The 22,504-nt window shown below is 60.5% G+C and carries 32 protein-coding genes; 24 read left to right on the plus strand and 8 right to left on the minus strand.

Annotated features, from left to right (window positions below; translation table 11 throughout):
- Nucleotides 1-105: 105 nt before the first annotated feature.
- The 11 genes from AT302_RS13470 (at nt 106) to AT302_RS13520 (ending at nt 6,764) form a co-directional block, all read left to right on the plus strand.
- Nucleotides 106-1,287: a hypothetical protein gene (locus AT302_RS13470; RefSeq protein ID WP_058377592.1), complete on the plus strand. Its 1,182-nt coding sequence runs from the start codon at nt 106-108 to the stop codon at nt 1,285-1,287.
- Between the two features lie 9 nt (nt 1,288-1,296).
- Entirely contained in the window at nt 1,297-2,220 is a 924-nt protein-coding gene (locus tag AT302_RS13475; protein ID WP_058377591.1) for a major capsid protein, read from the plus strand.
- A gap of 8 nt (nt 2,221-2,228) precedes the next feature.
- Complete coding sequence (locus AT302_RS13480; RefSeq protein ID WP_058378872.1) at nt 2,229-2,558, plus strand: hypothetical protein; 330 nt, start codon at nt 2,229-2,231, stop codon at nt 2,556-2,558.
- Nucleotides 2,555-2,887, plus strand: a complete 333-nt coding sequence (locus AT302_RS13485; RefSeq protein ID WP_058377589.1) for a DUF2190 family protein — start codon at nt 2,555-2,557, stop codon at nt 2,885-2,887. The genes AT302_RS13480 and AT302_RS13485 overlap by 4 nt, the downstream gene beginning before the upstream one ends.
- 2 nt (nt 2,888-2,889) lie before the next feature.
- On the plus strand, nt 2,890-3,186 hold the full coding sequence (locus AT302_RS13490) for an Acb2/Tad1 domain-containing protein (protein ID WP_058377588.1): 297 nt from the start codon (nt 2,890-2,892) through the stop codon (nt 3,184-3,186).
- A 7-nt stretch (nt 3,187-3,193) separates the two neighbouring features.
- The gene (locus AT302_RS13495) at nt 3,194-3,640 is read left to right on the plus strand and encodes a gp436 family protein (protein ID WP_058377587.1); all 447 of its coding nucleotides are present in this window, start codon (nt 3,194-3,196) and stop codon (nt 3,638-3,640) included.
- A complete protein-coding gene (locus AT302_RS13500) occupies nt 3,640-4,104 on the plus strand; it encodes a Gp37 family protein (protein ID WP_058377586.1) in 465 nt (154 codons plus the stop codon). Before AT302_RS13495 ends, AT302_RS13500 begins: the two co-directional genes overlap by 1 nt.
- Entirely contained in the window at nt 4,101-4,325 is a 225-nt protein-coding gene (locus AT302_RS13505; protein ID WP_058377585.1) for a hypothetical protein, read from the plus strand. Before AT302_RS13500 ends, AT302_RS13505 begins: the two co-directional genes overlap by 4 nt.
- A 3-nt stretch (nt 4,326-4,328) precedes the next feature.
- Nucleotides 4,329-5,759: a phage tail sheath subtilisin-like domain-containing protein gene (locus AT302_RS13510; protein WP_058377584.1), complete on the plus strand. Its 1,431-nt coding sequence runs from the start codon at nt 4,329-4,331 to the stop codon at nt 5,757-5,759.
- Between the two features lie 2 nt (nt 5,760-5,761).
- The gene (locus AT302_RS13515; protein ID WP_058377583.1) at nt 5,762-6,286 is read left to right on the plus strand and encodes a phage major tail tube protein; all 525 of its coding nucleotides are present in this window, start codon (nt 5,762-5,764) and stop codon (nt 6,284-6,286) included.
- Between the two features lie 172 nt (nt 6,287-6,458).
- Nucleotides 6,459-6,764, plus strand: a complete 306-nt coding sequence (locus AT302_RS13520) for a phage tail assembly protein (protein ID WP_058377582.1) — start codon at nt 6,459-6,461, stop codon at nt 6,762-6,764.
- A gap of 59 nt (nt 6,765-6,823) precedes the next feature.
- On the opposite strand, the gene AT302_RS13525 is transcribed toward AT302_RS13520, so the two are convergent.
- A complete protein-coding gene (locus AT302_RS13525) occupies nt 6,824-7,063 on the minus strand; it encodes a hypothetical protein (protein WP_058377581.1) in 240 nt (79 codons plus the stop codon).
- A gap of 28 nt (nt 7,064-7,091) precedes the next feature.
- Between AT302_RS13525 and AT302_RS13530 the strand changes: the two genes are divergently transcribed.
- The 12 genes from AT302_RS13530 to AT302_RS13585 all read left to right on the plus strand — a co-directional run bounded on the left by AT302_RS13530 (nt 7,092) and on the right by AT302_RS13585 (nt 18,338).
- Nucleotides 7,092-9,587, plus strand: a complete 2,496-nt coding sequence (locus tag AT302_RS13530; RefSeq protein WP_058377580.1) for a phage tail tape measure protein — start codon at nt 7,092-7,094, stop codon at nt 9,585-9,587.
- The gene (locus AT302_RS13535; protein WP_058377579.1) at nt 9,587-10,498 is read left to right on the plus strand and encodes a phage tail protein; all 912 of its coding nucleotides are present in this window, start codon (nt 9,587-9,589) and stop codon (nt 10,496-10,498) included. The genes AT302_RS13530 and AT302_RS13535 overlap by 1 nt, the downstream gene beginning before the upstream one ends.
- The gene (locus AT302_RS13540) at nt 10,498-10,704 is read left to right on the plus strand and encodes a tail protein X (protein ID WP_058377578.1); all 207 of its coding nucleotides are present in this window, start codon (nt 10,498-10,500) and stop codon (nt 10,702-10,704) included. The genes AT302_RS13535 and AT302_RS13540 overlap by 1 nt, the downstream gene beginning before the upstream one ends.
- Nucleotides 10,701-11,885, plus strand: coding sequence for a phage late control D family protein (locus AT302_RS13545; RefSeq protein ID WP_237172158.1), 1,185 nt, complete (start codon nt 10,701-10,703; stop codon nt 11,883-11,885). The genes AT302_RS13540 and AT302_RS13545 overlap by 4 nt, the downstream gene beginning before the upstream one ends.
- The gene (locus tag AT302_RS13550; protein ID WP_058377576.1) at nt 11,882-12,484 is read left to right on the plus strand and encodes a phage baseplate assembly protein V; all 603 of its coding nucleotides are present in this window, start codon (nt 11,882-11,884) and stop codon (nt 12,482-12,484) included. Before AT302_RS13545 ends, AT302_RS13550 begins: the two co-directional genes overlap by 4 nt.
- 63 nt (nt 12,485-12,547) lie before the next feature.
- A complete protein-coding gene (locus tag AT302_RS13555) occupies nt 12,548-12,901 on the plus strand; it encodes a GPW/gp25 family protein (protein WP_058377575.1) in 354 nt (117 codons plus the stop codon).
- Complete coding sequence (locus AT302_RS13560; protein ID WP_058377574.1) at nt 12,898-14,004, plus strand: baseplate assembly protein; 1,107 nt, start codon at nt 12,898-12,900, stop codon at nt 14,002-14,004. Before AT302_RS13555 ends, AT302_RS13560 begins: the two co-directional genes overlap by 4 nt.
- Complete coding sequence (locus AT302_RS13565; protein ID WP_058377573.1) at nt 13,997-14,632, plus strand: phage tail protein I; 636 nt, start codon at nt 13,997-13,999, stop codon at nt 14,630-14,632. Before AT302_RS13560 ends, AT302_RS13565 begins: the two co-directional genes overlap by 8 nt.
- A 1-nt stretch (nt 14,633) precedes the next feature.
- Nucleotides 14,634-16,109, plus strand: coding sequence for a phage tail protein (locus AT302_RS13570; protein WP_058377572.1), 1,476 nt, complete (start codon nt 14,634-14,636; stop codon nt 16,107-16,109).
- A gap of 245 nt (nt 16,110-16,354) precedes the next feature.
- Nucleotides 16,355-16,723: a hypothetical protein gene (locus tag AT302_RS13575; protein WP_058377571.1), complete on the plus strand. Its 369-nt coding sequence runs from the start codon at nt 16,355-16,357 to the stop codon at nt 16,721-16,723.
- Nucleotides 16,720-17,397: a DUF7338 family protein gene (locus AT302_RS13580; RefSeq protein ID WP_058377570.1), complete on the plus strand. Its 678-nt coding sequence runs from the start codon at nt 16,720-16,722 to the stop codon at nt 17,395-17,397. The genes AT302_RS13575 and AT302_RS13580 overlap by 4 nt, the downstream gene beginning before the upstream one ends.
- 149 nt (nt 17,398-17,546) lie before the next feature.
- Nucleotides 17,547-18,338 carry a DNA adenine methylase gene (locus tag AT302_RS13585; protein WP_058380123.1) on the plus strand — a complete coding sequence of 264 codons (792 nt, stop codon included), beginning with the start codon at nt 17,547-17,549 and terminating at the stop codon, nt 18,336-18,338.
- Nucleotides 18,339-18,530: 192 nt separating this feature from the next.
- On the opposite strand, the gene AT302_RS13590 is transcribed toward AT302_RS13585, so the two are convergent.
- The gene (locus AT302_RS13590) at nt 18,531-18,785 is read right to left on the minus strand and encodes a hypothetical protein (protein WP_058378873.1); all 255 of its coding nucleotides are present in this window, start codon (nt 18,783-18,785) and stop codon (nt 18,531-18,533) included.
- Between the two features lie 95 nt (nt 18,786-18,880).
- On the minus strand, nt 18,881-19,147 hold the full coding sequence (locus tag AT302_RS13595; protein WP_058378874.1) for a hypothetical protein: 267 nt from the start codon (nt 19,145-19,147) through the stop codon (nt 18,881-18,883).
- A gap of 176 nt (nt 19,148-19,323) precedes the next feature.
- Between AT302_RS13595 and AT302_RS13600 the strand changes: the two genes are divergently transcribed.
- The gene (locus AT302_RS13600; RefSeq protein WP_058378875.1) at nt 19,324-19,515 is read left to right on the plus strand and encodes a hypothetical protein; all 192 of its coding nucleotides are present in this window, start codon (nt 19,324-19,326) and stop codon (nt 19,513-19,515) included.
- Nucleotides 19,516-19,657: 142 nt separating this feature from the next.
- Here the strand turns inward: AT302_RS13600 and AT302_RS13605 are convergent, their stop codons facing one another.
- The 5 genes from AT302_RS13605 to AT302_RS13620 form a co-directional block, all read right to left on the minus strand.
- The gene (locus AT302_RS13605) at nt 19,658-19,852 is read right to left on the minus strand and encodes a hypothetical protein (RefSeq protein ID WP_058378876.1); all 195 of its coding nucleotides are present in this window, start codon (nt 19,850-19,852) and stop codon (nt 19,658-19,660) included.
- Between the two features lie 110 nt (nt 19,853-19,962).
- Nucleotides 19,963-20,085, minus strand: coding sequence for a hypothetical protein (locus AT302_RS28270; RefSeq protein WP_257786041.1), 123 nt, complete (start codon nt 20,083-20,085; stop codon nt 19,963-19,965).
- Nucleotides 20,086-20,190: 105 nt separating this feature from the next.
- A complete protein-coding gene (locus AT302_RS13610) occupies nt 20,191-20,472 on the minus strand; it encodes a hypothetical protein (RefSeq protein WP_058378877.1) in 282 nt (93 codons plus the stop codon).
- A gap of 75 nt (nt 20,473-20,547) precedes the next feature.
- Entirely contained in the window at nt 20,548-20,760 is a 213-nt protein-coding gene (locus tag AT302_RS13615) for a cold-shock protein (RefSeq protein ID WP_058378878.1), read from the minus strand.
- 188 nt (nt 20,761-20,948) lie between these two features.
- A complete protein-coding gene (locus AT302_RS13620; protein WP_058378879.1) occupies nt 20,949-22,175 on the minus strand; it encodes a GGDEF domain-containing protein in 1,227 nt (408 codons plus the stop codon).
- Between the last annotated feature and the right edge of the window lie 329 nt (nt 22,176-22,504).

Genomic DNA, 22,504 nt, shown 5'->3' on the forward strand with positions numbered 1-22,504 from the left:
GCTGCGCACAACTCATCCCCATCTTCTCCGCCCAATTCGTCTCGTGTCGCAGAATTGTAAAGACGATTAAAAGACCGTCACCGTGACGCCGCCGAATATGGCGGTATGAACACGCCCAAACTCATCCATATCTTCCGGCCCGGCCGCCACGTGACCATGGCGGGCGATGTCATCGAGTTTTCTGAGGCCGACGTCGCCGCGACGGCCCGCGCCTACAACCCCGACCTGCACGAAGCCCCGCTGGTAATCGGGCATCCGACTACTGACGATCCAGCCCATGGCTGGGTGCAGTCGATCGTGGCTACTGATCGCGGCCTGTTCGCCGCGCCACGCGATGTAGAGGCGACGTTCGCTGAGCAGGTCGGGCAGCGCCGTTACGGCAAGGTTTCGTCCAAATTCTATTCCCCCGACTCACCGAGTAATCCCGTGCCCGGCGTTTGGTATCTCCGCCACGTCGGTTTCCTCGGCGCGCAGCCACCCGGCGTGAAGGGGCTGGACAACCCGTCTTTCGCTGATACGGAAGACGGCTGTGTCGCTTTCCAGGAGACCGTCGAGTTCGGTGACTGGGATGACCGCACGAACGCGGGTCTCTGGCGCAGCTTGCGCGACTGGTTCATCGGTAAGTTCGGCCAGGAAGATGCCGATCGGGCGTTGCCGGGCTGGAACGTGGACTCGCTTCAAGAATCCGCTGCTCTGCCTGCGTTGAGCCAAAGCACGTCCACCCCTGCGTTTGCAGATCCCGTTCCCAATGCGCCTGCGGTCGCGTCTACCGCCGTTTCCGAAAAGGAGAATGAATCCGTGACACCTGAAGATCAAGCCCGGCTCGAGGCCGAGAACGCGACGCTCAAGCGGCAGCTTGCCGAGCGTGACGCAAAGGACAAGCTGGCGCTGGCTGATAAGCGCCACCGTGAGAACGCAGAGTTTGCGGAGGGCCTTGTAGCGAAAGGCCTGCTGGCCCCCAAGCACAAGGATGCTGTTGTGTCAGCGCTGGACGTAGTTGCAACGCCGGGCGCCGATGGTAAGTCGGTCGAGTTCGGTGACGGCGACGACAAACAGCCTCTGGTGAGCGCGCTCAAGGGCTTCCTGAGTGAACTGCCCAAAGTCGTCGAGTTCGCTGAATCTGCCACCAAAGACAAGTCGGGTTCCGGCGGCAACGTCAACGTGGCCGAATTCGCCGAGAAGTCTACCGACCCCGAGCGCCTCACCCTGCATGTGCGCGCCACACAGCTGGCGGCTGAGAAGGGAATCCCCTACGAGCAGGCCGCGCGCCAGCTCATCACAAACTAAGGAGCCAACATGGTTGACCGTCTCCGTCAGCTCCGGGTAGTCGACCCGGTTTTGACCAACATCGCGCGCGGCTATCGCAACGCGCAGTACATCGGTGAAGCACTGTTCCCGATCGCACCGTCGAACAAAGAAGGGGCGATTGTGCCGCTGTTCGGTAAAGAGGCTTTCCGTCTGTGGGACACCGAGCGCGCAATCCGCGCCAAGTCCAACGTGATGACGCCCGACGATATCGATTCGCTCGATGTCGTGCTACGCGAACACGATCTGGCCTATCCGGTCGATTACCGCGAGCAGCAGGAATCGATGTTCGATGCCGAAGCGCGTGCTGCCAAGCGCGTCAAAGATGCGATTGATCTTCGTTGCGAGTGGGCCTGCGCTGCGCTGGCACAGAACGCCAGCACGTATCTGGCCGGCGGCAAGGTGGCACTGTCTGGTGCAAGCCAGTGGAGCAACAACGGCGGGGATCCTGTGGCCGCCGTTGAAACCGGCAAGGAAGTTGTGCGCAGCCGTATCGGCATTCGTCCCAACACGATCGTGATGGGGGCCTCGGTCTATCAATCGCTGAAGTTCCACACGAAGCTGCAGGCCGCGCTGGGCAGCAATGAACGCAAGCTCGTCGCGCTGGAGCATCTGCGAATGCTCTTCGGCATTAACGACATCTTCATCGGTGAAGCGCTCGCCGGCGACGTTGCAGCGGGTGATGTGTGGCGCGACAACATGATCCTCGCCTACGTCGCCAAGCCGAGCGCCGACCGTGTCGCCGACTATGAAGAGCCGTCCTTCGGCTACACGCTGCGCAAGAAAGGGATGCCGGAGACGGACAAGTACGACGCCGAGGGCGGCAAGGTGCGCTTCGTGCGCCACACCGACGTCTACAAACCCGTGGTGGTCGGCGCCGACGCCGGCTATCTGATCGCAGACACCAACGCGTGAGGCCAACGATGAACATCCAAACCTATCGCGTGCGTGGTATCGATCTGGAGCACGACGGCGAACGCTTCCCGGAGGGCAGCACGATTGAGCTCACCGCCGCGCAGGCTACCAAGCTGCGCCGCTTTCTTGAGCCGGTTGTGAGCCAGGGCGATGCAGCAAAGAAATCTGCGACCGAAAAGGCTGCCGCTGAAAAGGCTAACGCGGAAAAAGCGGCAGCCGAGAAAACCGAGGCGGAGAAAGCGGCAGCAAAGATTGTTGCAGATGAAAAAGCCGCTGCCGACAAGGCCTCGACCGAGGCGGCCAAGAAGGACAGTTCGTCGACCGGAGGTAAGCAATGAAAACGCAGCAAGTTGTACTGACCACTTCGGTCATCGCCGCGACGGATCTGACTCGTCGCCGTTTTGTTGCCTTCGATGGCAATGTGTGCACGGCCGGGGCCAAGGCGCTGGGTGTCGTCGAGGCTGACACCGAGGCAGGTGGCGTGGCGCCGGCCAACATCCTCGGCGCAATCCTCGTTGAGGCGGGCGGCGCGATCGCCGTAGGCGCGGAGGTCGAGTCCGACGCAAGCGGCCGAGCAATCACGAAAGCCGCCGGCACTGCCAACGGCTATGCCTGGGACAGTGCGGCCGCCGCTGGCGACCTCATTCGCATCGTGCGGAGCATCTGAGCATGGAGAACCAGCACAAGCGAATTACCGGCTATCGGGATCTGACGGAAGACGAAATTGCCCTGATGAACGAGGTGAAGACCAAGGCGATCGAGGTGGGCGCGCTCGTCGAAACGCTACGTGGTCGACTGCCGGCCTTCAAGATCGACGGCGAGCCGGTGCAGGTGGGCGATCAGACGTTGGTGGCGGTCAGCGACGAAGCTTACGAGACCGACCGCTGGCTCACGATCGGACAGGACCACCTGCAACAGGGCTTCATGGCCTTGGCACGTGCGGTGGCCCGTCCGGCAACGTTCTGAGGCGTCCATGCGCTATTGCTCGCTTGCCGATCTCCAGTTGGCGGTTCCGCTGCAGACGCTGATCTGGCTTTCGAACGACGATGAATCGGCCACCACCCTGAATTCGGTGGTGGTCGAGGAAGCGGTACGGCAGGCCGAGGAGCTGGTCGATGCCCATTTGCGCGGGCGCTACAACCTGCCGCTCGGTGGGCCAGATGCACCGGTTCCGTCTGTTGTGAAGGATATGACCGTCAATTTGGCCCGTCACTGGTTGTACGCGCGGCGCCCCGAAGGCGCTGACCTGCCCGATGCGGTCACGCGCACTTACAAATCAGTCCTGCAGATGCTTGAGGCCATCCGCGACGCCAAACTCACCATAGGTCTTCCCACCGGCGAAGCGGCGGCGGAACCTGGCGAGATGAAAACGCGGGCAAAACCTCGCCGCTTCAGCTCCGACATTTTGGATCGCTACTGATGGCCACAACCCTGCAGATCATCGACGCGGTCGTGCAGCGCCTGGCGGTGAAGCTCCCCCATTTAACGGCCGAGTACTTCCCGGATCGACCGCAGGACTATCGACTGAACCATCCCAAAGGCGCGCTGCTGGTGAGTTACCTCGGCAGTCAGTTCGACAAGACGGTCGACGTTAGCTACATCGCACAGCCGCGCACCGTGAAGCTGTCGGTCACGGTGATCTTGCGTCAGCTCAACGGCAAGGGCGGCGCCGTTGACGTGGTGGATCTCGTGCGCGCAGCGTTGGTGGGGTTCCGTCCGCCTGATTGCCGCAAAGTCTGGGCGGTGTCGGAGAAGTTCCTGGGAGAGACGGCAGGCTTGTGGCAGTACGCCGTGGACGTAGCCTCCGAAGCCATGCTGGTCGAGGACGCTGATATCAACACTGAGACACCTCTGACTGAGGTGACCTATGAGGAGGACTCATGAAATACCGCTACAGCGGGCCGACGAGCGGTGTGACGCTGCAAAATGGCGCAGAACACCAAGAGGTGATGCTTCACGCCGGCGAGGAAGTCGACTTGCCCGAAACCCACGAGTACACGCGGACTCTGTTGGCCTTGGGGCACTTGACCCCCGTCAAACAGGGCAGTAAGGCCGCAACGCGTGCGAATGTCAGCGCGGATGAATCCGCCGCGAAAGGAGAGTAAGCGATGGCAGCAAACTACTTGCATGGTGTGGAAACCATCGAGATCGAGAAAGGGCCGCGTCCGGTCCGTACCGTCAAATCTGCGGTGATCGGCCTAATCGGTACCGCGCCGGTCGGCCCGGTCAACGTGGTCACGCTGTCGCTGTCGGAAAAGGACGCGGCCGCGTTTGGTTCGCAGCTTGCTGGCTTCACCATTCCGCAGGCGCTCGATGCGATCTACGATCATGGCGCGGGCACCGTCATCGTCATCAACGTGCTGGATCCGTCGATTCATAAAACGGCTGTAGCCGCCGAAGCGATCGCTTTCGACCTGTCCACGGATCGGGTGAGCCTGGCTCACGGTGCCGTCGCAGCGCTCGTCATCAAAAGCAACGACGGAAACACAACCCACGTTCTGGACACCGACTATTCGGTCGACACGCTGACGGGGATGCTGACCCGCATCAAGGGAGGCGGCATTGCTGCAGGCGCCAGCCTGAAGGCCAGCTACGATTACGCCGACCCAACCAAGGTCACGGCTGCCGATATCATCGGCGCTGTCAATGCCGCTGGCGTGCGCACGGGTATCAAGGCGCTTAAGGACACGTATAACCTGTTCGGCTTCTTCGCCAAGATCCTGATCTCGCCGGCGTTCTGCACGCAGAATTCGGTTGCCACTGAACTGATCGCGATGGCCGACCAGTTGGACGCAGTGGCCTATATCGATGCGCCGATCGGTACCACCTATGCGCAAGCGATCGCTGGTCGCGGCCCGATGGGTGCCATCAACTTCAACACCTCGAGCGACCGGGTGCGCATTTGCTACCCGCACGTCAAGGTGTACGACGCCGCGACGAACGCGGAACGCCTCGAGCCGCTGTCCGCCCGAGCGGCAGGGCTGCGTGCAAAGATCGACCTGGAAAAGGGCTTCTGGTGGTCGAGCTCCAACCAAGAAATTGCAGGCGTGACGGGCGTGGAGCGTCAGCTTTCGGCAATGATCGACGACCCGCAGTCCGAGGTGAATCTGCTCAACGAGCAAGGGATCACCACCATCTTCTCGAGCTATGGTTCGGGCTTCCGCCTCTGGGGGAACCGTACCGCCGCCTGGCCGACCGTCACACACATGCGCAACTTCGAGAACGTCCGGCGCACGGGTGATGTGATCAACGAATCGCTGCGGTACTTCAGCCAGCAGTACATCGATATGCCGATCAATCAGGCCCTGATTGATGCCCTGGTCGAGTCGGTGAACGGGTACGGCCGCAAGCTCATCGGCGACGGTGCGTTGCTCGGCTTCAAAGCCTGGTTCGACCCGGCCCGCAACGAAGAAACCGAGCTGGCCAACGGGCACCTGCTCATCAACTACAAATACACGGTGCCGCCGCCGCTCGAGCGCCTCACGTTTGAGACCGAGATCACCTCGGAATACCTGCTGACCCTGAAGGGAGGTAACTGATCATGGCCGGCAAGATCGAAATCAACCGCATCACGAACGCCAACATCTACGTTGACGGGAACTCGCTGCTCGGCCGCGCAGAAGAGATCAAGCTGCCCGACATTTCGGCCATCATGCAGGAACACAAGGCGCTTGGCATGGTGGGCAAGATCGAGTTGCCGGCCGGCTTCGACAAGCTCGAGGGTGAAGTGAAGTGGAACTCGCTGTACAAGGACGTGGCCAAGACGGTGGCCAACCCCTTCAAGGCTGTGTCCCTTCAGTGCCGCTCCAGCATCGAGACTTACGGCGCGCAAGGGCGCATCCAGGAGGTCAGCCTGGTGACGTTCCTGACGGTCATGTTCAAGAAGAATCCGCTGGGCACCTTCAAGCAGCACGAGAACGCGGAATTCAGTTCGGCGTTCGGTGCGACCTACATCAAGCAGGTCATCGACGGCGAGGAGGTGCTCGAGCTGGACTACATGGCCAACATCTTCCGCGTCAACGGGGAAGACATGCTGGCCGACTACCGTAGCAATACCGGCACCTGACCCGCGCCATTCGGACTGAGCAGTTTGCGAAATTGCGCAATCTGGCGCTTTTCCTCACGGCCCACTTCGGTGGGCCTTTTCATTTGGTAAAGCAGATTAACTGACTGGAATCTTGGGCCGACTGAGAATCCTTCGTGTAGTTCGTTCATTCACCACACGCAAAGGAAATCTCATGGAGATCCAACTTCAGTACCCGTTCACGACGGCAGCCGGTCAGAAATTGAGCGCCGTCACCGTCCGCCGACTCAAAGTCAAGGATCTGAAGGCCATCGGCGAGCAAAGCGGCGGGAGCGAGGTGTCGCTCGAACTGAACGGCGTCGCACGTATGTGCAATCTCGTGCCGGAGGATCTGGACGAGATGGACGCCGCCGACTACCAAGCGGTGAAGGCCCGATTTCTGGAGTTTGTGGGTATCACCGGAAAACCTGCGGTCGGGGCAAAGCCTGCTAGCGAGGTGGTTCCGGATGCAGCCGAGTGAGATTGACCAGCTGAGCGTCGATGAATTCTGTGACTGGATTACCGACGCCAGCCAGCAAATCAAGCGCGAGCACGGCGATGGCTAACCAGCCACGCGGCTGCTTTGATGAGGGCCGCGACACAGAATGCCGCAACGGCGATAACCGGCCCCAGGAAAACCAACCCAAAAAACACGGCGACGCCGAACATCAACGGCGCGGCCCACAGGGGCAGCTCGATGAGCAGCCACACGCCAAGCGCCACTGAAAGCGTGGCAATCACAACGTAGGCGATGGTTTTGGCGAGGGTTTCGATGTCCATAGCCGCATCCTAATTCCGAGGTATCCACATGGCAAGTGAGTTTTACGTTGGTGTCAAGATCGGCGCGACGATGCTGGCCAGCTTCGGCACCGCGCTCGCCGGCGCCAAGACGACCATGTCGAACCTTGGCAGAGTGGCCGATGACCTGCAGGTCAAGCATGCCCGGCTTGGCGAGGTGATGTCGCGCGCGATGGCGCACCCGATGCGCAATGTCGGCGAGTTGCGCCACCAATATGAGCGGCTCGGCACGACGATGGACGCGTTGACGACCAAGCAGGCCGCTCTGGCAGGGCAACTGGCACGCGGCGAAGCGCTTCACAAGCAGCGTATGGGTCTCGGTGGCGAGATGGTTGGAACTTACCTTACTGCCAAAGCGACGGCCGCACCTCTCATCGGAGCGGTCAAGCAAGCCGCGACCTTCGAGGCTGGGCTGCGTGACATCGCCATCACCGGGAACCTGACCAAACAGGAGGAATTCAAGGTGGGCGAAGCCGTCCGCCAGGCTGCGCTGTCAACCAGTCAGGGACATGCTGCGATTCTTGAGGGCGTTGGCACCCTCGTTGCGGCGGGCATGGATGCCAATAAGGCAGGAGAGTATTCGGGCCTTCTGGGCAAGGTGGCCACCGCCACCAACGCGGACATGAAAGACCTTGCCGGCATGGTGTATTCGCTGTCGGAGACGCTCGGTATCAAGGGCGACACCGCCCTCAAGGAAGCATTCAACCGCGCTGCCTTCGGCGGCAAGCTCGGTCGATTCGAGCTCAAGGATATGGCCAAGGCGCTGCCGGAGATGACAGCGGCCTTCGCATCAAAGGGCATCAAGGGGCAGGACGCACTCACCCAGATTATCGCCAGTCTCGAGGTCGGTCGTGAAGGCGCAGGTTCCGGTGACGAAGCCGTGACCAACCTGCGCAACTGGCTCTCGCACATGAACGCCAAGCACACCATAGACGCCTATTCAAAAGCCGGCGTGGACTATCAGAAGTCGATGCAAAACCTCGTCTCCGATGGCTACTCCAGCTACGAAGCGTCTCTGCAAATCGCCCAGAAGTTCATCTCGTCACGAGGTGACGGGTTCATGAAGCAATGGAAGGACGCGGGCGCCAAGGGAGACGAAGAGGCTCAACGTCGTTTGATGGAAAGCTTTGGCCTGAACGAGGTGTTCCAGGACATCCAGACCATCAACCATTTGCTGGCCATGCGCCAGGGGTGGGACAAGTACCAGGACAACAAAAAGAAGATGGGTAGCCAAGAAGCAATGGGCACCATCGATGAGGACTATCGCAAGCGCGCCGAGCTCGCCACCAAGGCGTGGGAGCGTTTCAAGACGCGAGTGGCCGACGTCGGCATTACTGTGGGCAGTACGCTGATGCCCTCCCTGACCAAGCTGCTCGGCACGCTCACGCCAATGATCGACAAGATTGGCCAGTTCGCTGCTGCACACCCTGGTGTCATCCGCGCGGTCGCTGGCTTCGCCGTCAGCATCGTTGGCCTGAAGGTCGCCACCCTAGCCTTGGGTTGGGGATTGAATTTCTTTGTTAAATCGCCTCTGAACCTTCTCGGCACGGCATTCACGACGGTGTCCTCAAAATGGACATTGATGCGTGCGTTGCTGCTCGGAGGATCTTCGCGTCTCGCCACGGTATTCCAATTGTTTGGCGCGAGCACGCAGACGGCGACCAAGCTGGCGAGCGTTTTCGGCCGCCTCGGCGGCTGGATGCTATCGCTCGGTCGAGCGACGTTGCTCCTTGGGCGCTTTTTGTTACCCTTCGGTCAAGGCCTGCTGATGACCTTCGGTGGACCGTTGATGCTTGCCGCTCGCGGCAGCCTGTTTCTAGGGCGGCTGCTGGTGGGGAATCTGCTGCCCGGCTTACGTTTGGCTGGTCAGGCGGTGCTCTGGCTGGGCCGCGCCATGCTGATGAATCCGCTGGGCTTGGCAGTTACTGCCATCGGCGTTGCCGCCTATCTGGTGTGGAAAAACTGGGACAAGGTCAAATCAGCGATTCTGGTCGGCTGGAACTGGCTCAAGGGCCTGAAAGATCGGTTCTTCTCTGCGGGAGCGGATCTGATCAACGGGCTTGTCAGCGGCGTGACGTCCAAGATTTCGGCCGCGCGCGACAGCATCGTCTCGTTCGGCTCGGACATCAAAGGCTGGTTTGCCAATACGCTGGGCATCAGATCACCGTCCCGCGTGTTCATGGGCTTCGGCGACAACATTGCACAAGGCGCTGCTCTGGGCATCGGCCGATCGGCGGGGCTCGCCTCAAGGGCGGCTGCCGGCATGGCGTCGGATACGGCGGCGGCCGCCGCGACCCAACACATCGCCGCCGGTCGCCTCGGTTCATCGAGCGCCAGCGCCGGTACTTCGGGGATGACAGTTCAATTCAGTCCAACGATCCATGTCCAGGGTGGCTCGCCGGAAGCGGTTAAGGGCCAGGTCACAGACGCGCTCAACCTTTCGCTGCGCGAGCTGGAACAGATGATCAAACGCGTGACCGCCCAACAGGCGCGGAGGGCCTACTGATGTTCGCACTCCTGGGGGATGTCCAGTTCGACCTGATCACATATTTTGACGGATTCGAATCGGAGTTCGGCGCCGATTTCGCCGAACACCCGCTGATTGAAGGCAAGCCGCGCCTGCAGTTCATTGGCGACAAGCTCGACGAGGTCCGGATCCAACTCGCCTTTCATCAGTATTACTGTGATCCGGAAGCCGAGCTCGTGAAGCTCACAAAGGCACTCGGTGCACATCAAGCCATGGCTCTGGTGCTGGGCAACGGAGATTACAAAGGATGGTTCGTACTGACCAGCGTGCAGGCGACCAGCAAGCACACGGACAAATCGGGCACGCTGGTCGCGCTCGAGGCCGGTATTACCCTGCGCGAGTTTGTCGGTGACAAAAAAAACCCACTTAAGCCCCCCGCAGTCCAGCCGAATCCTGCGCCGGCCAACGCCAAGGCGCTGCCAGTTGACGATGCGGCAGCCAACGAACTGAAAAGCGTTGCGGCCACGGTACGCGAAGGCGTGCGTCAGGCCGTAACCTACGCCAACCAGGCGCAATCCGCGCTGCGCGTTGCAGTCGATGGCGCTCGACTTGCACAGAAGTTGGCGGATAACCCGCTTGCCGCGTTGGGGCGCGTGCCCGGCCTTTTGACAAGCGTTAAGCAGGTTGCCGGTCCATTGGAGAAGCTCTCTCCCACGTTAAGTGGATTGTCCGGCCAGCTTCCCGACGTCTCCAACATGCTGCGCGCCAGCGATAACGCGCTGAGTGCAGTCCGCAGCGCACAGGGGGCTCTGAGTTCGGTCAGCGCCACAACTATTGGCGGTCGAATTGACTATCTGAGCGGGCAACTGTCGACAGCGACGAGCGCCCTCCAGTCTGCGGCACCGAGCATGAGTCAGCTGGCAGCCAAGGTCATCGCGAGGGTCATCTGATGTACCTGACCCACATCACCACCGAAGGCGAGCGCTGGGACCAACTTGCCTACCGCTACTACGGCGATCCACTTGCCTATGAAGCGATCGTGGCGGCCAACCCGCACGTTCCGCTGACACCGACGCTGTCGAGTGGTCTGCGGCTCTCCATCCCTGTGATTGAACAAACAGATTTGTCAGAGGATCTCCCGCCGTGGATGCGATGAACGATCAGTCGGCCACGACCACGGCCAAGGTGCCACACCCGGTCTTTGTGCTCACCTACGAACAGAAGAACATCACCAACGACATCACGCCGTATGTCCGTTCTGTCACGTGCACGGATTACCTGGACGGTCAGTCCGACGAGTTGTCGGTCGAACTGGAGGATGCTGACGGCCGATGGATCGAGCAGTGGTACCCAGGGAAAGGCGACGCGCTATCGCTCAAAATTGGGTACAGCGACGAGCCGCTGCTGCCCTGTGGGACGTTTGAGATCGATGAAATCGAGTTTGGTCATCCGCCGGCGACAGTAACAATTCGGGCGTTGGCCACCGGGGTAAAGAAGTCTGTCCGCACTCGTGCCGGGCGAGCATATGAAGGCACTACGCTGGCTGCGATCGCGCAACGCATCGCCAAGCGCAACAAGCTCACCCTCGTAGGGAAGATCCGGGACATCCGAATTGATCGGGTCACGCAGTATCAGGAACGGGACGTGGAATTCCTCACGCGCCTGGCACGCGAGTTCGGGTATGCCTTCAAGATCGTCAGCACCAAGCTGGTTTTCACCGAATTGGCGGACCTGCGTGAGACGAACGCTGTCCTGACCATCACCAAGGGCGACCTACAGTCCATTCGGCTGCGCGACAAGATCAAGGAGGTCTACCAGGCCGCTAAGGGCAAGTATCACGATCCGAAGACGAAGAGGCTGGTGGTCTACGGTGTGAAGGGAGATAACGTCGCGGAGGTTGGCCAGACTACGGTGAGCACGAAAAAGCGTTCCGGCCAATCTGCGAGTGGCGATACGCTGAAATTCAGCGCGCGAGGGTCCAAGGCTGCCCTCCAGACGAAGACGCAAGCTGCTCTTGACGCGGCAAACCTCCAGCAAACCGCAGGCAACATCACGCTGCATGGCAATCCAAAACTTGTCGCCGGCACGACAGTCGAGCTTGCGAACTGCGGCAAGCTCTCAGGGAAATACCTTGTCGAGTCGGCTCATCACCGGCTTGAACGAGGGGCCGGCTATACCACCGAGTTGGAGATCAAGCGCGTGGCGCTGCCAATCAAGGTTGGTACGGGAAGCAGTACAGGTAAGACGACTTCCGGCAAGGCCCTCAAGGTGTACGGGACCACGACAGACGGTCAGGTGGGCGTGGTGGGTACGAGTACCGTGACCAAGAAGAAATGACAGAAACCACGGAAGAATTCGGCGCCACGCTGAAGTTCGGCACAGTGAGCGCGTCCCGTCCGGGCTTCGCGCGGGTGCGCCTGCCCGATCTCGATAACATGCGCACCATGTGGTTGCCGATCGCCTATCCGAAAACGCAGGATGATCAAGCCTGCTGGACCTACGATATCGGCGAACAGGTGGCCGTGTTGCTGGACGCACGTGGCGAGGATGGCGTCATTCTCGGCGCGATCTATTCTTCAGCCGACACGCCCCCGGTTACGGACCCGAACAAGTTTGCCATCCGGTTCAAGGACGGCGCTCTGCTCGAGTACGACCGAGCCACCGGCATTTTGACGGTCACGGGCGTTCGACGCGTCGAAGTGGAAGCGAGCGCGGAAATTGTTCTCAAATCTGGAACCAAAGTCCTGCTCGATGCGCCAGACGCGGAGTTGACAGGCAACTTGCTGGTGAAGGGTAAGCTGACGGGGCAAGGTGGCCTGGCAGTGTCCGGTGGGGCTGGTGCCCAGATCCAGGGCAACATGCAGATCGACGGCAATGTCTCTGCCACGGGCACCATCATGGATGCTGGCGGAAACTCGAACCACCATACCCACTAGCGATAGTCCAAGCCTTAAAGGCCTTTAATATCCGTCAGCCGGGCATGTCGGCATGATAGCCGCATGACCCGGCTATCCGAAATTTCCTCCGTTCACTGGCAGCCTGCTCTCAATAGCTTCGACGTTGTTGAGGCTGAAGCAGACATCGACCAGGCCATCCGCGTGATCCTCCGCACGCCGAAGGGTAGCGACCCGCATCGGCCTGACTTCGGCTCGAACGTACATCTCTATATCGATTACCCCATCGATCAGGCCGTGCCGCACCTGGTACGAGAAGCCGTCGATGCGATCCGACAATGGGAGCCGCGTTGCGAATTGCTCAAGGTCTCGCCGGTGATCGATCAGGCGCAGATGGCCCTGAAAGTGAGCTGGAAGCTGGCTGACGGCGTGAAGCGTGATACGGAGGTGCGCCTGTGAGCCTCCCCGAGCCGAGCTTCATCGAACGAGATCCGAAAACGATTACCGCCGAAATCGTCGCGCAATACGAGTCGCTCTCCGGCAAGACACTCTATCCCGCACAGGTGGAGCGACTGCTGATCGACGTTATCGCCTATCGGGAAACGCTGGTGCGCGTCGGCATTCAGGAAGCGGCAAAACAAAGCCTGGTGCATTACGCTCGAGCGCCGATGCTGGACTATCTGGGCGAACTCGTTGGCGTCACTCGCCTGCCGGCGCAATCGGCGATGACGCCGTTGCGCTTTGCTCTGAAGACGGTGCTGGCCAACGACCTACTGATCCCTGCAGGCACCCGCGTCGAAGGGGGCGACGGTGCGGTGACATTCGCGACCGACGGCGACGTGACGCTTGTGGCTGGGCAATTGTCGGTAGACACGGCGGCAACGTGTGAAGACCCAGGCGCTGCCGGCAATGGCTGGCAACCGGGGCAGATTAACAGCCTGATCGACGAGTTGGGCGACGTCGAAATCACGGTCGCCAATACCGCAGTCACCGCTGGCGGCGTCGAGGAAGAAGAAAACGACCACCTGCGGGAACGTATCAAGCTTGCTCCGGAAGCCTTCAGCACTGCCGGCAGCCGGTTGGCCTATGTATTCCACGCGAAGAGTGCGCATCAGAGCATCGTCGACGTGGCCGTGTTGTCCCCCACGCCTGGCGTGGTCAAGCTTTACCCGCTGCTTACCACTGGATTGCCAGACATCAACATGCTGGCGTTGGTCGAAGCGAAGTGTTCGGCCGACCGCGTGCGCCCGTTGACCGACCAGGTGCAGGCGCTCGCCCCAACGCCCGTCGACTACGCGATCGAGGCACAACTGGTGCTGTATAAGGACACCGATGTGGCCAGCGTGCTCGCGCAGGCGAATGCTGCAGCCCAAGCCTATATGGCAGATCGCGCGGCGGGGCTCGGCCGTGACATCGTGCCAGTGCAGGTGGATGTCGCCCTGAAGGTCACCGGTGTGTATGACATCGTGCGCACCTCTCCGGCCAAGCTCGTGCTCGCGGAGAACGAGTGGGCGCGGTGCACTGGAATCAATATCACCGTTTCGGGGACGGTCGATGGCTGATTCGCTGTTGCTCCCGCCGCCGCTGGCCAGCGACGAGCGCTTCCGAGTGCTCGGACAGCTGGCGGCTCGAATCAGCGACATCGACCTGTCGCCGCTCCTGGTCTATCTCGTGGACACCGTCAACGCGTCGGCGTTGCCGGTGCTCGCGGATCAGTTTCACATCCTTGGCGAAGGTTGGCAGTTTGCCCGCAACGACGACGAGCGTCGCCTGTTGCTCAAGCGGGCGATCGAACTGCACCGGTTCAAAGGCACGAAGTGGGCCATTCAACAAGTTTTAGAAACGCTGGCCCTCAAAGGTCAGATCGCCGAGTGGTTTGAGTACGGTGGCCAGTCGTATCACTTCCGTATCGACGTGGATCTGTCCGACCGCGGAATTGACGAGACAACCTACGACGCGCTCGTCGCCTTGGTCAACGAGTACAAAAACGTGCGCAGCCACCTCGAGGCGCTCACGTTGTACCTCACCGTACGAAGTCCCGTGCCCGTGATCGCGGCCGCGACGCTCGGCGGCGAGCTGACGACCATATATCCGTTGCAGTTGGACGGCGTCGAGCAACGCGGGGCCGTATTCATTGGCTACGGCCAGCAAACCATCGAGATCACCACGATTTACCCCTTGGAGAACTGACGTGGCTCAGGACTACTACACCATTCTGACCAACGCCGGGCTCGCATATGAGGCTCAGCAAAAGGCTCAGAACAAGCCCATCACATTGACAACGATGGCCATCGGCGACGGCAATGGAGCCGTCTACAACCCGGATCCGACTGCGACGACGCTGCGGCGCGAGGTCCATCGCCAGCCGATTAACGCGCTTTTGCAAGACCCCAACAACCCCAACTGGCTTGTCTGTGAAGGATGGCTGGCCGATGACGTAGGCGGCTGGACGATTCGAGAAGTCGGCATTATCACCGACACCGGAGTCCTCTACGCGATCTGCAAGTATCCCGAGTCTATCAAGCCGCTCCTGGCCAGCGGCAGCGGCAAGCAGTTCTACGTCCGGTCAATCTTTCAGACCAGCAACGCCGCCAACGTCACATTGCTCGTCGACAACTCCGTGGTGATGGCGCCGCGCGCGTACGTCATTGATTACGTCCGAGATGAACTGGCCAAGCTGGACAGCAAGCAATCGGTTCGGGTGGCCACGACGGGGCCGATCGTGCTTACGGGGCTGGGACCGGTGGATGACGTCGCGCTCACAGCAGGCGACCGTGTGCTAGTGAAGGACCAGGCGGCGGGCGCCGAGAACGGTATCTACGTGGCAGGAGCTGGCGCGTGGGCGCGCGCAGCGGACGCCAACAGCGCGGCGAAGCTCACATCTGGCGCAGTAGTTCCCGTGGAGTCCGGCTCGCTGAATGCCGACACCCTCTGGATGCTCAAGACGGACGGTGCCGTCACGCCGGGCACGACAGCACTCTCCTTTCAATGGGTGGGTGGTCTGAATGCGCCGGATCAGCCCCCCGGCGATAGCAGCCGCAAGATCGCCAATACGGCGTTTGTTGCTTCGGCGCTCGCCGTGCTCAGCGGTTACCCGAAGGTCTACTCGATTCTGTCCTTACCGACCAGTAATGTCGGCCCGATTATCGTCGCTGAAGTTGCAGAGGTTTGGGTTTGGTCGGCCAGCCAGTATTTCACCGGCTATCGCTCTCCGCTTTGCGGCCGTCCGTTGGACGGTCACACGGTCACGCCGCTGGCCAGTGAGATCGATGCCGTGGGCGGCACGTTAAGTAAGACGGCATACGCCGGGCTGTGGGGCTACGCACAAGAAAACAGCCTAGTTGTCGCGTCCGGCGCCTGGTCTGCCGGCATGCACAAGTTTGTCGACCTCGGCGGTGACAACTTCCGGTGTCCTGACCTGCGCAACCAATTCCGTCGATTTACTGGGACCGACGCTGACACTGCAAATGCACGGACGCTTGGGACGCGTCAGCTTGATGCATTCAAAGCCCACAGCCACTACGTCAACGGCATCACATCGAGCGTCGCGGGCGGAAACCAAGGCGCTCCTATCGAATCGGGAAACATCCCTTGGAAAACGACCGATGCCGGGGGGAGCGAAACTCGCCCAGTGAACACGGCGTATGCCCCGCGCATCCATGCCTGAAACTAGACATGGATGCGGGGTGCGTAGGCTGTATTGGTCGGACGGGTCTCTGCGCCTCCCGTGTCGTTCGTGGCACTGCTTGGAGAGTCGCCGGGGGTTTGCATGACGGCCGAGTAGCTCCCGGCCAGGAATACCGTGCTCGACGGAAACATGGTCAGCGCGTGGGAGTGCCGTTGAATCGCACTAGCCTGCTTCGTACCAAGCGTTCTTGCATTTGCAGTGAAAGTACCTTTAGGAGAGAAATAATGGAAAAAAAGACCGTTTATCAGACCGACGAGCACGGGTTCTTTCTGTATCCGGCCATCGCGCACGAGTTGTACCTGTCGCCAGGCGAATTCAACGTGCCCTACGGCGCGGTCGAAGTGCAACCGCCAGCCGTCGAAGGTGGCAAGGTGCAGATGTGGGATGGAGCGGCGTGGTCGGTCGTGGAAGACCATCGCACCACGAGGCTTTATGTCGCGGAGAGCGGTCGTGAATACCAGCTTGGCGCCACAGTGGAAATTGACGGTGACAGCGTCACCTATTATGGCGGTGGCCCCATTCCTTCGTGGCTGACAGAAACGGCTCCTGAGGTGCACATTGACGTTGCCGGAACGCTTGAGGAAGGGCAATGATCGCCTTCGTCCTTTCCGTTCTATGTGCAGCCATTGTGCTTGCTGCGAAATGCACGATCATTGCCGTTGCGATCTCCTTGCTCGATCGCTGCCTTACGGCCAGCTCGCCGCCCGACTCCGTTCCTCGCCGCCTGTTCGTGATCATCGCGGTCATCGGGTATCCCGCCTATGTCGTTGCGACCTGGGCTGTCGTCGTCTTTGCCGTGCTGTGCGTGAACTGGTGGGCAGTGCTGCTCGCCGATGACGACGGCAACCTGCCGAGTTGGCTGCGCTGGTTCCAGACGTTTGACGCATCGATCGATGCGGGGTGGAAGGACGGCTATTTTCCGGCCGAGTGGGGAGAGACGCCGCGAATGCGCTATTTGGCTCACGTGCTCTGGCTGCTACGCAACCCGGCATATGGACTGGACTACTGGCTCTTCGGTCTGACCTTTGACGCGCGAGGTTGGCGCATCCTGGCCAACATCGAGCGGGATGACCTGGTGCTGTTCTTTGCAGTGGGCAACGGCATGAATTTGTACTATCACGGGCCCCTCGGCGAAGCGAAGATTGGCTGGAAGGCCTGGAACTACTGGTTGGGGAACGCCTGGCGCGAAACGCCGTGGGGCCCGGCTTGGCAGATTCCTGTATGCGCCACATACAACCCGTTCAAGCGACGGGTTTCGGCCGCATAGTAATTTAGAAGAAAAGACGCGGCGACGCGGTCGGTGCGCTAACACCGGCCGCGTCCCGCCCTCGCAGATGAGTCCTGCAAGTTAGGCAAGGCCGCGTACCCCTGCAGAGGCGGCGTAAGCCTATCACATATGACGCACGATAAATGCACATCGCAACACCCATCATCCCGTGGCTCGGCGGCAAACGCCGTCTCGCGGACAAGCTGCTACCGCTCTTTCCGCCGCATGAGTGCTACGTGGAAGTGTTTTGTGGCGGGGCAGCTCTCTATTTTTTACGCCCGATTCCCGCTCACGTCGAGGTAATCAACGATATCAACGGTGAGCTGGTGAACCTATACCGGGTTGTGCAACACCACCTCGAAGAGTTTGTCCGCCAGTTCAAATGGGCGATTTCCAGTCGACAGGTATTTGAATGGCAAAAGATGACGTCGCCGGCGACGCTGACAGACATACAGCGCGCGGCGCGCTTCTACTACCTGCAACACCACGCGTTCGGTGGAAAGATCGACGGGCAGACATTTGGCACCGCGACGACTGCTCCGACGGTCAATCTTCTGCGCATTGAAGAACAGCTTTCGGCGGCCCACCTGCGCCTTGCTGGCACCACCGTAGAAAACCTGTCGTGGCACGACTGCATGCGCCGTTATGACCGCGCGCATACGTTCTTCTATCTTGACCCTCCCTATTGGCAGACGGAGGGGTACGGCGTGCCGTTTGAGTTTGGTGAGTATGAGCGCATGGCTACGATCATGCGGGAGTGTAGAGGCAAGGTGATGTTATCCATCAACGATCATCCCGACATCCGGGAAGCCTTCGCGGGACTCCAGATCGCGGAACTGGACATCCGGTACTCGGTTGCCAACGCACGCGGTACGCCTCAGACCAGTAAAGAGCTGGTCATCATGAATTGGGAGGCCGAGGTGTTTGGCGGCCTATTCTGATTCGAACAGGCGAAAATGAACGCGCAGGGCGTGAAATTCTCTTGCAGATGCTGGAAAATACATCACGTCCTGTTTATCGCGCGAAACGCGCTTGATTTGTCGCGCCGCGCTTCAGGAAATCACCGTTTAGCCCTTCCTGACCCTTCCCAACCCTTCCTAACTCCCGCCCCTTCGGGTGCCGCCTACCGTCCACTATCGCGACGACGTGGCGGCTTGCGCGCGATGCGCAGCAGCGATATAGGCCAAACCCGCCGCACTGAGCGCAACTTCTGCGACACCGCCCGGTGTGTGAATACGGATGAGATAGCCTCGCGCGTTAGCCTCTTCCCATATCGGCAAGCGCGGGCAAGACGTCCGCCACGCCTCCATGATCTCGGCATAAGGCTTTCCCGCCGGCCCGATCCACTCCAGCAGGTCGAGGATCAACGGTTCGATCGATGCGTCCATGGTCACCTCCGGAATCCCGGCGATAGGAAATGCCGGCGAAGTCAGTCGCGTGAGTGCAGCGTCTGGCAGGTGGGCGTTAATGCGAAAACCGCGTGCTACTTAAACACGCCGGCCCGGGCATCCTGCTCGAATTGGGTGGTCCACGTGGCCTCGCCGACCGATGAGCGGTAATGGCGAATTCGGCGCATGCCGCTCACATAAACATCGTGAATGGCCTGCGCAAGCGCGCCTTCGCCCGAATAGCTGGTTTCTACCGTTACGATCAGGCGCTTCACATTAATGCCACTGGCGAGACACGCGGCGAGAAACCGCTCGCGCTGCTCTTCAGGAAGCGCCTCGATCCCCTGGTTTTTCCGATCCATCCTGATCTCCCAGCGCTGTTAAGCATGCCGCGCGCATTGCGCCACACGATAAAGACGTTTCAAAACATTCTGATACCGAACCCTGTTGCTTGTTTAGCAATCGGCGTTAAAGATTTCGAGCAATGCGGCGTCATAGCGCGCATACTCGATAAAACGGCGGCATCAGGAGAAAAACCATGCTTTCGCTCACCAAACAAGCCATTGCGGCCGCGCTTCAGTTAATTGCGAAAGGAAGCGACACACCACCTGACGCCGTCATCGACGCGCTACTCGCCCGCGAACTGGTGCGCCGGGTTGGCAAACGCCTTGAAGTGACGCCGTACGGCAAATCCTACTGCCGATCCATGTACACCCCGGCGTGGCACTGAGCGCCTGCACCGAGCGCCTGAAATGCGTTTAGCGGGCACGCATGCCCGCTAAATGTCCTTCAGATGCCCACAACGTCACTGGCCGGTATTGCACCGCCAGTCGACCGGGAAAGTGTGCCCCGACGCCACGGGGCTAATCTGCTTAACGCCAGGCGGGCGCACGCTCCGAGCGGCAATATGACCGCCCAAATTGGGTGAGTTCCAGCCGTTCGCCCACGCGGCAAATCAGCTCTCGCGCAAGTAGCGCATTGATCACAGCTTCGGAAGGACGCGTCTGTCCGGTATCGGAAATGCGTTGAATGGCGGCCACAATGGCTTGCTTCGAAAGGGTCAGCATTCTTGAATCCTCAGCGGTCGGTCAATGACAATGATCGACGATCACGGATTGCTCGTTGTGCTCGTGCGATTTGGTACTGGCCGCAATCGATCACGCAGGATCGCGCAGCTTTACTGAATATTCACGGCATTCAAGGCCCACGCCTTTGCGGGGACCGGCAACCAGCTCGCCATGCGCGAGCGCTGCATCAGGTCGCTGGCAGCAACACGGTAGGCACGGTAGCGCAATCTCATGACAAACGTGATCGCGGCGACGGAAAAAAACCGGGTTCGGTCCGGAGGAAGGTAGTCCGCATACAAAAACCAGCTAGGTGACGCATGCATGTCGACCTCACAAGGTCATAGGGCTTTGGCGCCGCTCTCAACCAGATTATCCACCAGCCCCTGAGCGTAATTGTTGCCAGCGCGCCGCGCTTCTCCAATGGAGTCGAACGGAAGGCTCTGGAGTTTGTACGTCTTTGATTCCCCCGAATAGTCGAGATCCTCGAGCGTGGCGCGGGTAATCCTGACGGCAACAACGAAAGTCCGATCATGCTTTCGTTCTATCGAATCGGGGTGTTGACCGCGGAAAACCATCGTTTCCAGACGGAAACCCTTATAAAACGGAGTGACGTAGGCCATATTGCCCTCGACGACCGCCGCACTTTCCCCGGCGTCGAGTGCGCGCCCGGGCCAGCACAACGAAAGGAAATGAGATCAGGAGGGTCTGATATTGGAAGCCAGCAACCCCTTCGGACCGCGGGTGATGTCGAAGGACACCTTTTGATTCTCGCTAAGGGATCGGAATCCGCTAGCCTCATCGGATTTGATTTCCGAGAAGTGCGCGAAGAGGTCTTCCCCTCCCTCGTCCGGCGTGATGAATCCGAAACCCTTGCTGTCGTTAAACCACTTTACGGTACCGGTGCTCATGTGAACTCCCAGTTCTCCCGACGTGCTGCCATCGCAGTGCGCGCGGCTGGGCATCGGTGCCGGACAACCAAGAAATTCAGAGATCGGAAGTGTCTCGCAAAGATCGTAGGATCGACGCTCGATAAACGTCAGACTTGATGTTCGATCCATCACTTATACGCGGTTATCGGGGGCGCCGCAATGCTTTTCTACCCCGCTGCGCGCAAGGGCGTGCGCGCTTCCGTCATGTTTATTGACGTCTCTGGCGTATATCGCACACAGCGGTTTCGACCCGCCGCTTTGGCCTGATAAAGCGCGCGATCGGCACGCTGAACAAGCGACGACAACTCGCCGCGCGAGCGCTCGTCGCAGGCCACCCCGATACTCACCGTTGCCGACACCGCTTCGCCCTGCACCGTGCGTCCTGCGCGTTCGAACGCCTCGCGTACCCGCTCTGCAATGGTCAGCGCCTCCGTCACACCCACGCCCGGCAGAAACAGGGCGAATTCCTCGCCGCCGTATCGCCCGAAGATGTCGTCCGCCCGCAGTTGCTGCGCCGCCGTGCGTGCAAACAGCAGCAACACGGTGTCCCCAAACGGGTGACCGTAAGTGTCGTTGATTCGCTTGAAATGATCGAGATCGAGCAGCAGCAAGGCCACCGGCGTGCGCGCCGTCCCGTGGCGGCGCATCTGCTCGCGAGCGAGCCGGGTGAATTCGGGGCGATTGAACGCCTGCGTGAGTCCATCGCGCGTCGCCGCCCGGTGCAAGGCGATTTCAGACCGTTCTTTGCCGAGCGACACCATCAGGAAACTCGCCACGACGATCAGCACGAGCATCTCGGTTGTCGCCACCTGCGCGCCAAACCACGCCAGAAACCAAGTATCAGTTGGGCCGAGCCAGACCAGCGCCACCGCCCGTGCGGTGTAAAAGCTGCCGTGCAACACCGCCACCACCGCGAGCACGATGCTGCTCGGCAGCCGCATGCCCGATGCCTGCCAGAACTCCTTGGCGGCCATCAGGCTGTACATCGCAAGCAGGGAAAAGAACAAGGCGCCGCCGCTCCACGCGTCGAGCGGACGTGCAAACAGCCATGTCCCCCATAGCAACACCGCCGGACCGCCGAACACGGCCACCCACTGCACGCTGCGCCCGTAAAAGCGCCGCGCCCCGCTCCAGACCATGGCGAAGGCCAGTGTGGCAACTGCATTCCCCAGCGGATAAAGCACCGCCAGTCGACCGCTGCGCGCGGCCAGCAAATAGAGAACGGGAGAGAACGTCGCGAGCAGGAACGCCAGACTCCACCAGCGCGGAGACTCGGCCTCGTCGCGACGCAGGGCATCGAGCATGAACAGAATGCCCGTCGCGATACTCAGCAAGAAAGTGACGAATTGCAGCGTTGGCAAGTCCAACGCAGGCAACGACAACCCCAGAGCCATAGCTCCATTCCCCCGTGTGCGCTGCCCGCCGGGCAACTAGCCCAAGTGCGTATCAGTCGCGCGGATTGAAGGCGCGGGGGTGGCGGCAAGATGCTTTTGCACCGCCTGAGATTCGGATTGGTAAGTACCGCAGTCGCTTGCGCACCCCGTTTGGCGCACCGTCTGGCCGCCCCGGTTCGGCCATCGGTTTCTCTACAGATATTCCGTCGCCCCGGCCCAGCCGGCCGTGGCTTGACACGCACTTCCCTGAACACACCGTCAATGCGCGGCTGCGTGTTCTGCGCGGTATCTCGGAATCCTTGGAATTCAGCCCTGCTCCAACCCCATGC

Source organism: Pandoraea norimbergensis (assembly GCF_001465545.3).
In the GTDB taxonomy this organism is placed as follows: Bacteria; Pseudomonadota; Gammaproteobacteria; order Burkholderiales; family Burkholderiaceae; genus Pandoraea; species Pandoraea norimbergensis.

Excerpts from the sequence above, each read along its gene's own strand:
- AT302_RS13605 (WP_058378876.1), bottom strand. The coding sequence starts at position 19,852 with ATGCTGACCCTTTCGAAGCAAGCCATTGTGGCCGCCATTCAACGCATT.
- AT302_RS13495 (WP_058377587.1), top strand. The coding sequence starts at position 3,194 with ATGCGCTATTGCTCGCTTGCCGATCTCCAGTTGGCGGTTCCGCTGCAG.
- AT302_RS13590 (WP_058378873.1), bottom strand. The coding sequence starts at position 18,785 with ATGGACGCATCGATCGAACCGTTGATCCTCGACCTGCTGGAGTGGATC.
- AT302_RS13520 (WP_058377582.1), top strand. The coding sequence starts at position 6,459 with ATGGAGATCCAACTTCAGTACCCGTTCACGACGGCAGCCGGTCAGAAA.
- AT302_RS13580 (WP_058377570.1), top strand. The coding sequence starts at position 16,720 with ATGATCGCCTTCGTCCTTTCCGTTCTATGTGCAGCCATTGTGCTTGCT.
- AT302_RS28270 (WP_257786041.1), bottom strand. The coding sequence starts at position 20,085 with ATGAGATTGCGCTACCGTGCCTACCGTGTTGCTGCCAGCGACCTGATG.
- AT302_RS13620 (WP_058378879.1), bottom strand. The coding sequence starts at position 22,175 with ATGGCTCTGGGGTTGTCGTTGCCTGCGTTGGACTTGCCAACGCTGCAA.
- AT302_RS13565 (WP_058377573.1), top strand. The coding sequence starts at position 13,997 with ATGGCTGATTCGCTGTTGCTCCCGCCGCCGCTGGCCAGCGACGAGCGC.
- AT302_RS13540 (WP_058377578.1), top strand. The coding sequence starts at position 10,498 with ATGTACCTGACCCACATCACCACCGAAGGCGAGCGCTGGGACCAACTT.
- AT302_RS13575 (WP_058377571.1), top strand. The coding sequence starts at position 16,355 with ATGGAAAAAAAGACCGTTTATCAGACCGACGAGCACGGGTTCTTTCTG.
- AT302_RS13485 (WP_058377589.1), top strand. The coding sequence starts at position 2,555 with ATGAAAACGCAGCAAGTTGTACTGACCACTTCGGTCATCGCCGCGACG.
- AT302_RS13610 (WP_058378877.1), bottom strand. The coding sequence starts at position 20,472 with ATGGCCTACGTCACTCCGTTTTATAAGGGTTTCCGTCTGGAAACGATG.
- AT302_RS13500 (WP_058377586.1), top strand. The coding sequence starts at position 3,640 with ATGGCCACAACCCTGCAGATCATCGACGCGGTCGTGCAGCGCCTGGCG.
- AT302_RS13530 (WP_058377580.1), top strand. The coding sequence starts at position 7,092 with ATGGCAAGTGAGTTTTACGTTGGTGTCAAGATCGGCGCGACGATGCTG.
- AT302_RS13535 (WP_058377579.1), top strand. The coding sequence starts at position 9,587 with ATGTTCGCACTCCTGGGGGATGTCCAGTTCGACCTGATCACATATTTT.
- AT302_RS13545 (WP_237172158.1), top strand. The coding sequence starts at position 10,701 with ATGAACGATCAGTCGGCCACGACCACGGCCAAGGTGCCACACCCGGTC.
- AT302_RS13615 (WP_058378878.1), bottom strand. The coding sequence starts at position 20,760 with ATGAGCACCGGTACCGTAAAGTGGTTTAACGACAGCAAGGGTTTCGGA.
- AT302_RS13595 (WP_058378874.1), bottom strand. The coding sequence starts at position 19,147 with ATGGATCGGAAAAACCAGGGGATCGAGGCGCTTCCTGAAGAGCAGCGC.
- AT302_RS13550 (WP_058377576.1), top strand. The coding sequence starts at position 11,882 with ATGACAGAAACCACGGAAGAATTCGGCGCCACGCTGAAGTTCGGCACA.
- AT302_RS13600 (WP_058378875.1), top strand. The coding sequence starts at position 19,324 with ATGCTTTCGCTCACCAAACAAGCCATTGCGGCCGCGCTTCAGTTAATT.
- AT302_RS13505 (WP_058377585.1), top strand. The coding sequence starts at position 4,101 with ATGAAATACCGCTACAGCGGGCCGACGAGCGGTGTGACGCTGCAAAAT.
- AT302_RS13480 (WP_058378872.1), top strand. The coding sequence starts at position 2,229 with ATGAACATCCAAACCTATCGCGTGCGTGGTATCGATCTGGAGCACGAC.
- AT302_RS13470 (WP_058377592.1), top strand. The coding sequence starts at position 106 with ATGAACACGCCCAAACTCATCCATATCTTCCGGCCCGGCCGCCACGTG.
- AT302_RS13525 (WP_058377581.1), bottom strand. The coding sequence starts at position 7,063 with ATGGACATCGAAACCCTCGCCAAAACCATCGCCTACGTTGTGATTGCC.
- AT302_RS13555 (WP_058377575.1), top strand. The coding sequence starts at position 12,548 with ATGACCCGGCTATCCGAAATTTCCTCCGTTCACTGGCAGCCTGCTCTC.
- AT302_RS13510 (WP_058377584.1), top strand. The coding sequence starts at position 4,329 with ATGGCAGCAAACTACTTGCATGGTGTGGAAACCATCGAGATCGAGAAA.
- AT302_RS13490 (WP_058377588.1), top strand. The coding sequence starts at position 2,890 with ATGGAGAACCAGCACAAGCGAATTACCGGCTATCGGGATCTGACGGAA.
- AT302_RS13475 (WP_058377591.1), top strand. The coding sequence starts at position 1,297 with ATGGTTGACCGTCTCCGTCAGCTCCGGGTAGTCGACCCGGTTTTGACC.
- AT302_RS13515 (WP_058377583.1), top strand. The coding sequence starts at position 5,762 with ATGGCCGGCAAGATCGAAATCAACCGCATCACGAACGCCAACATCTAC.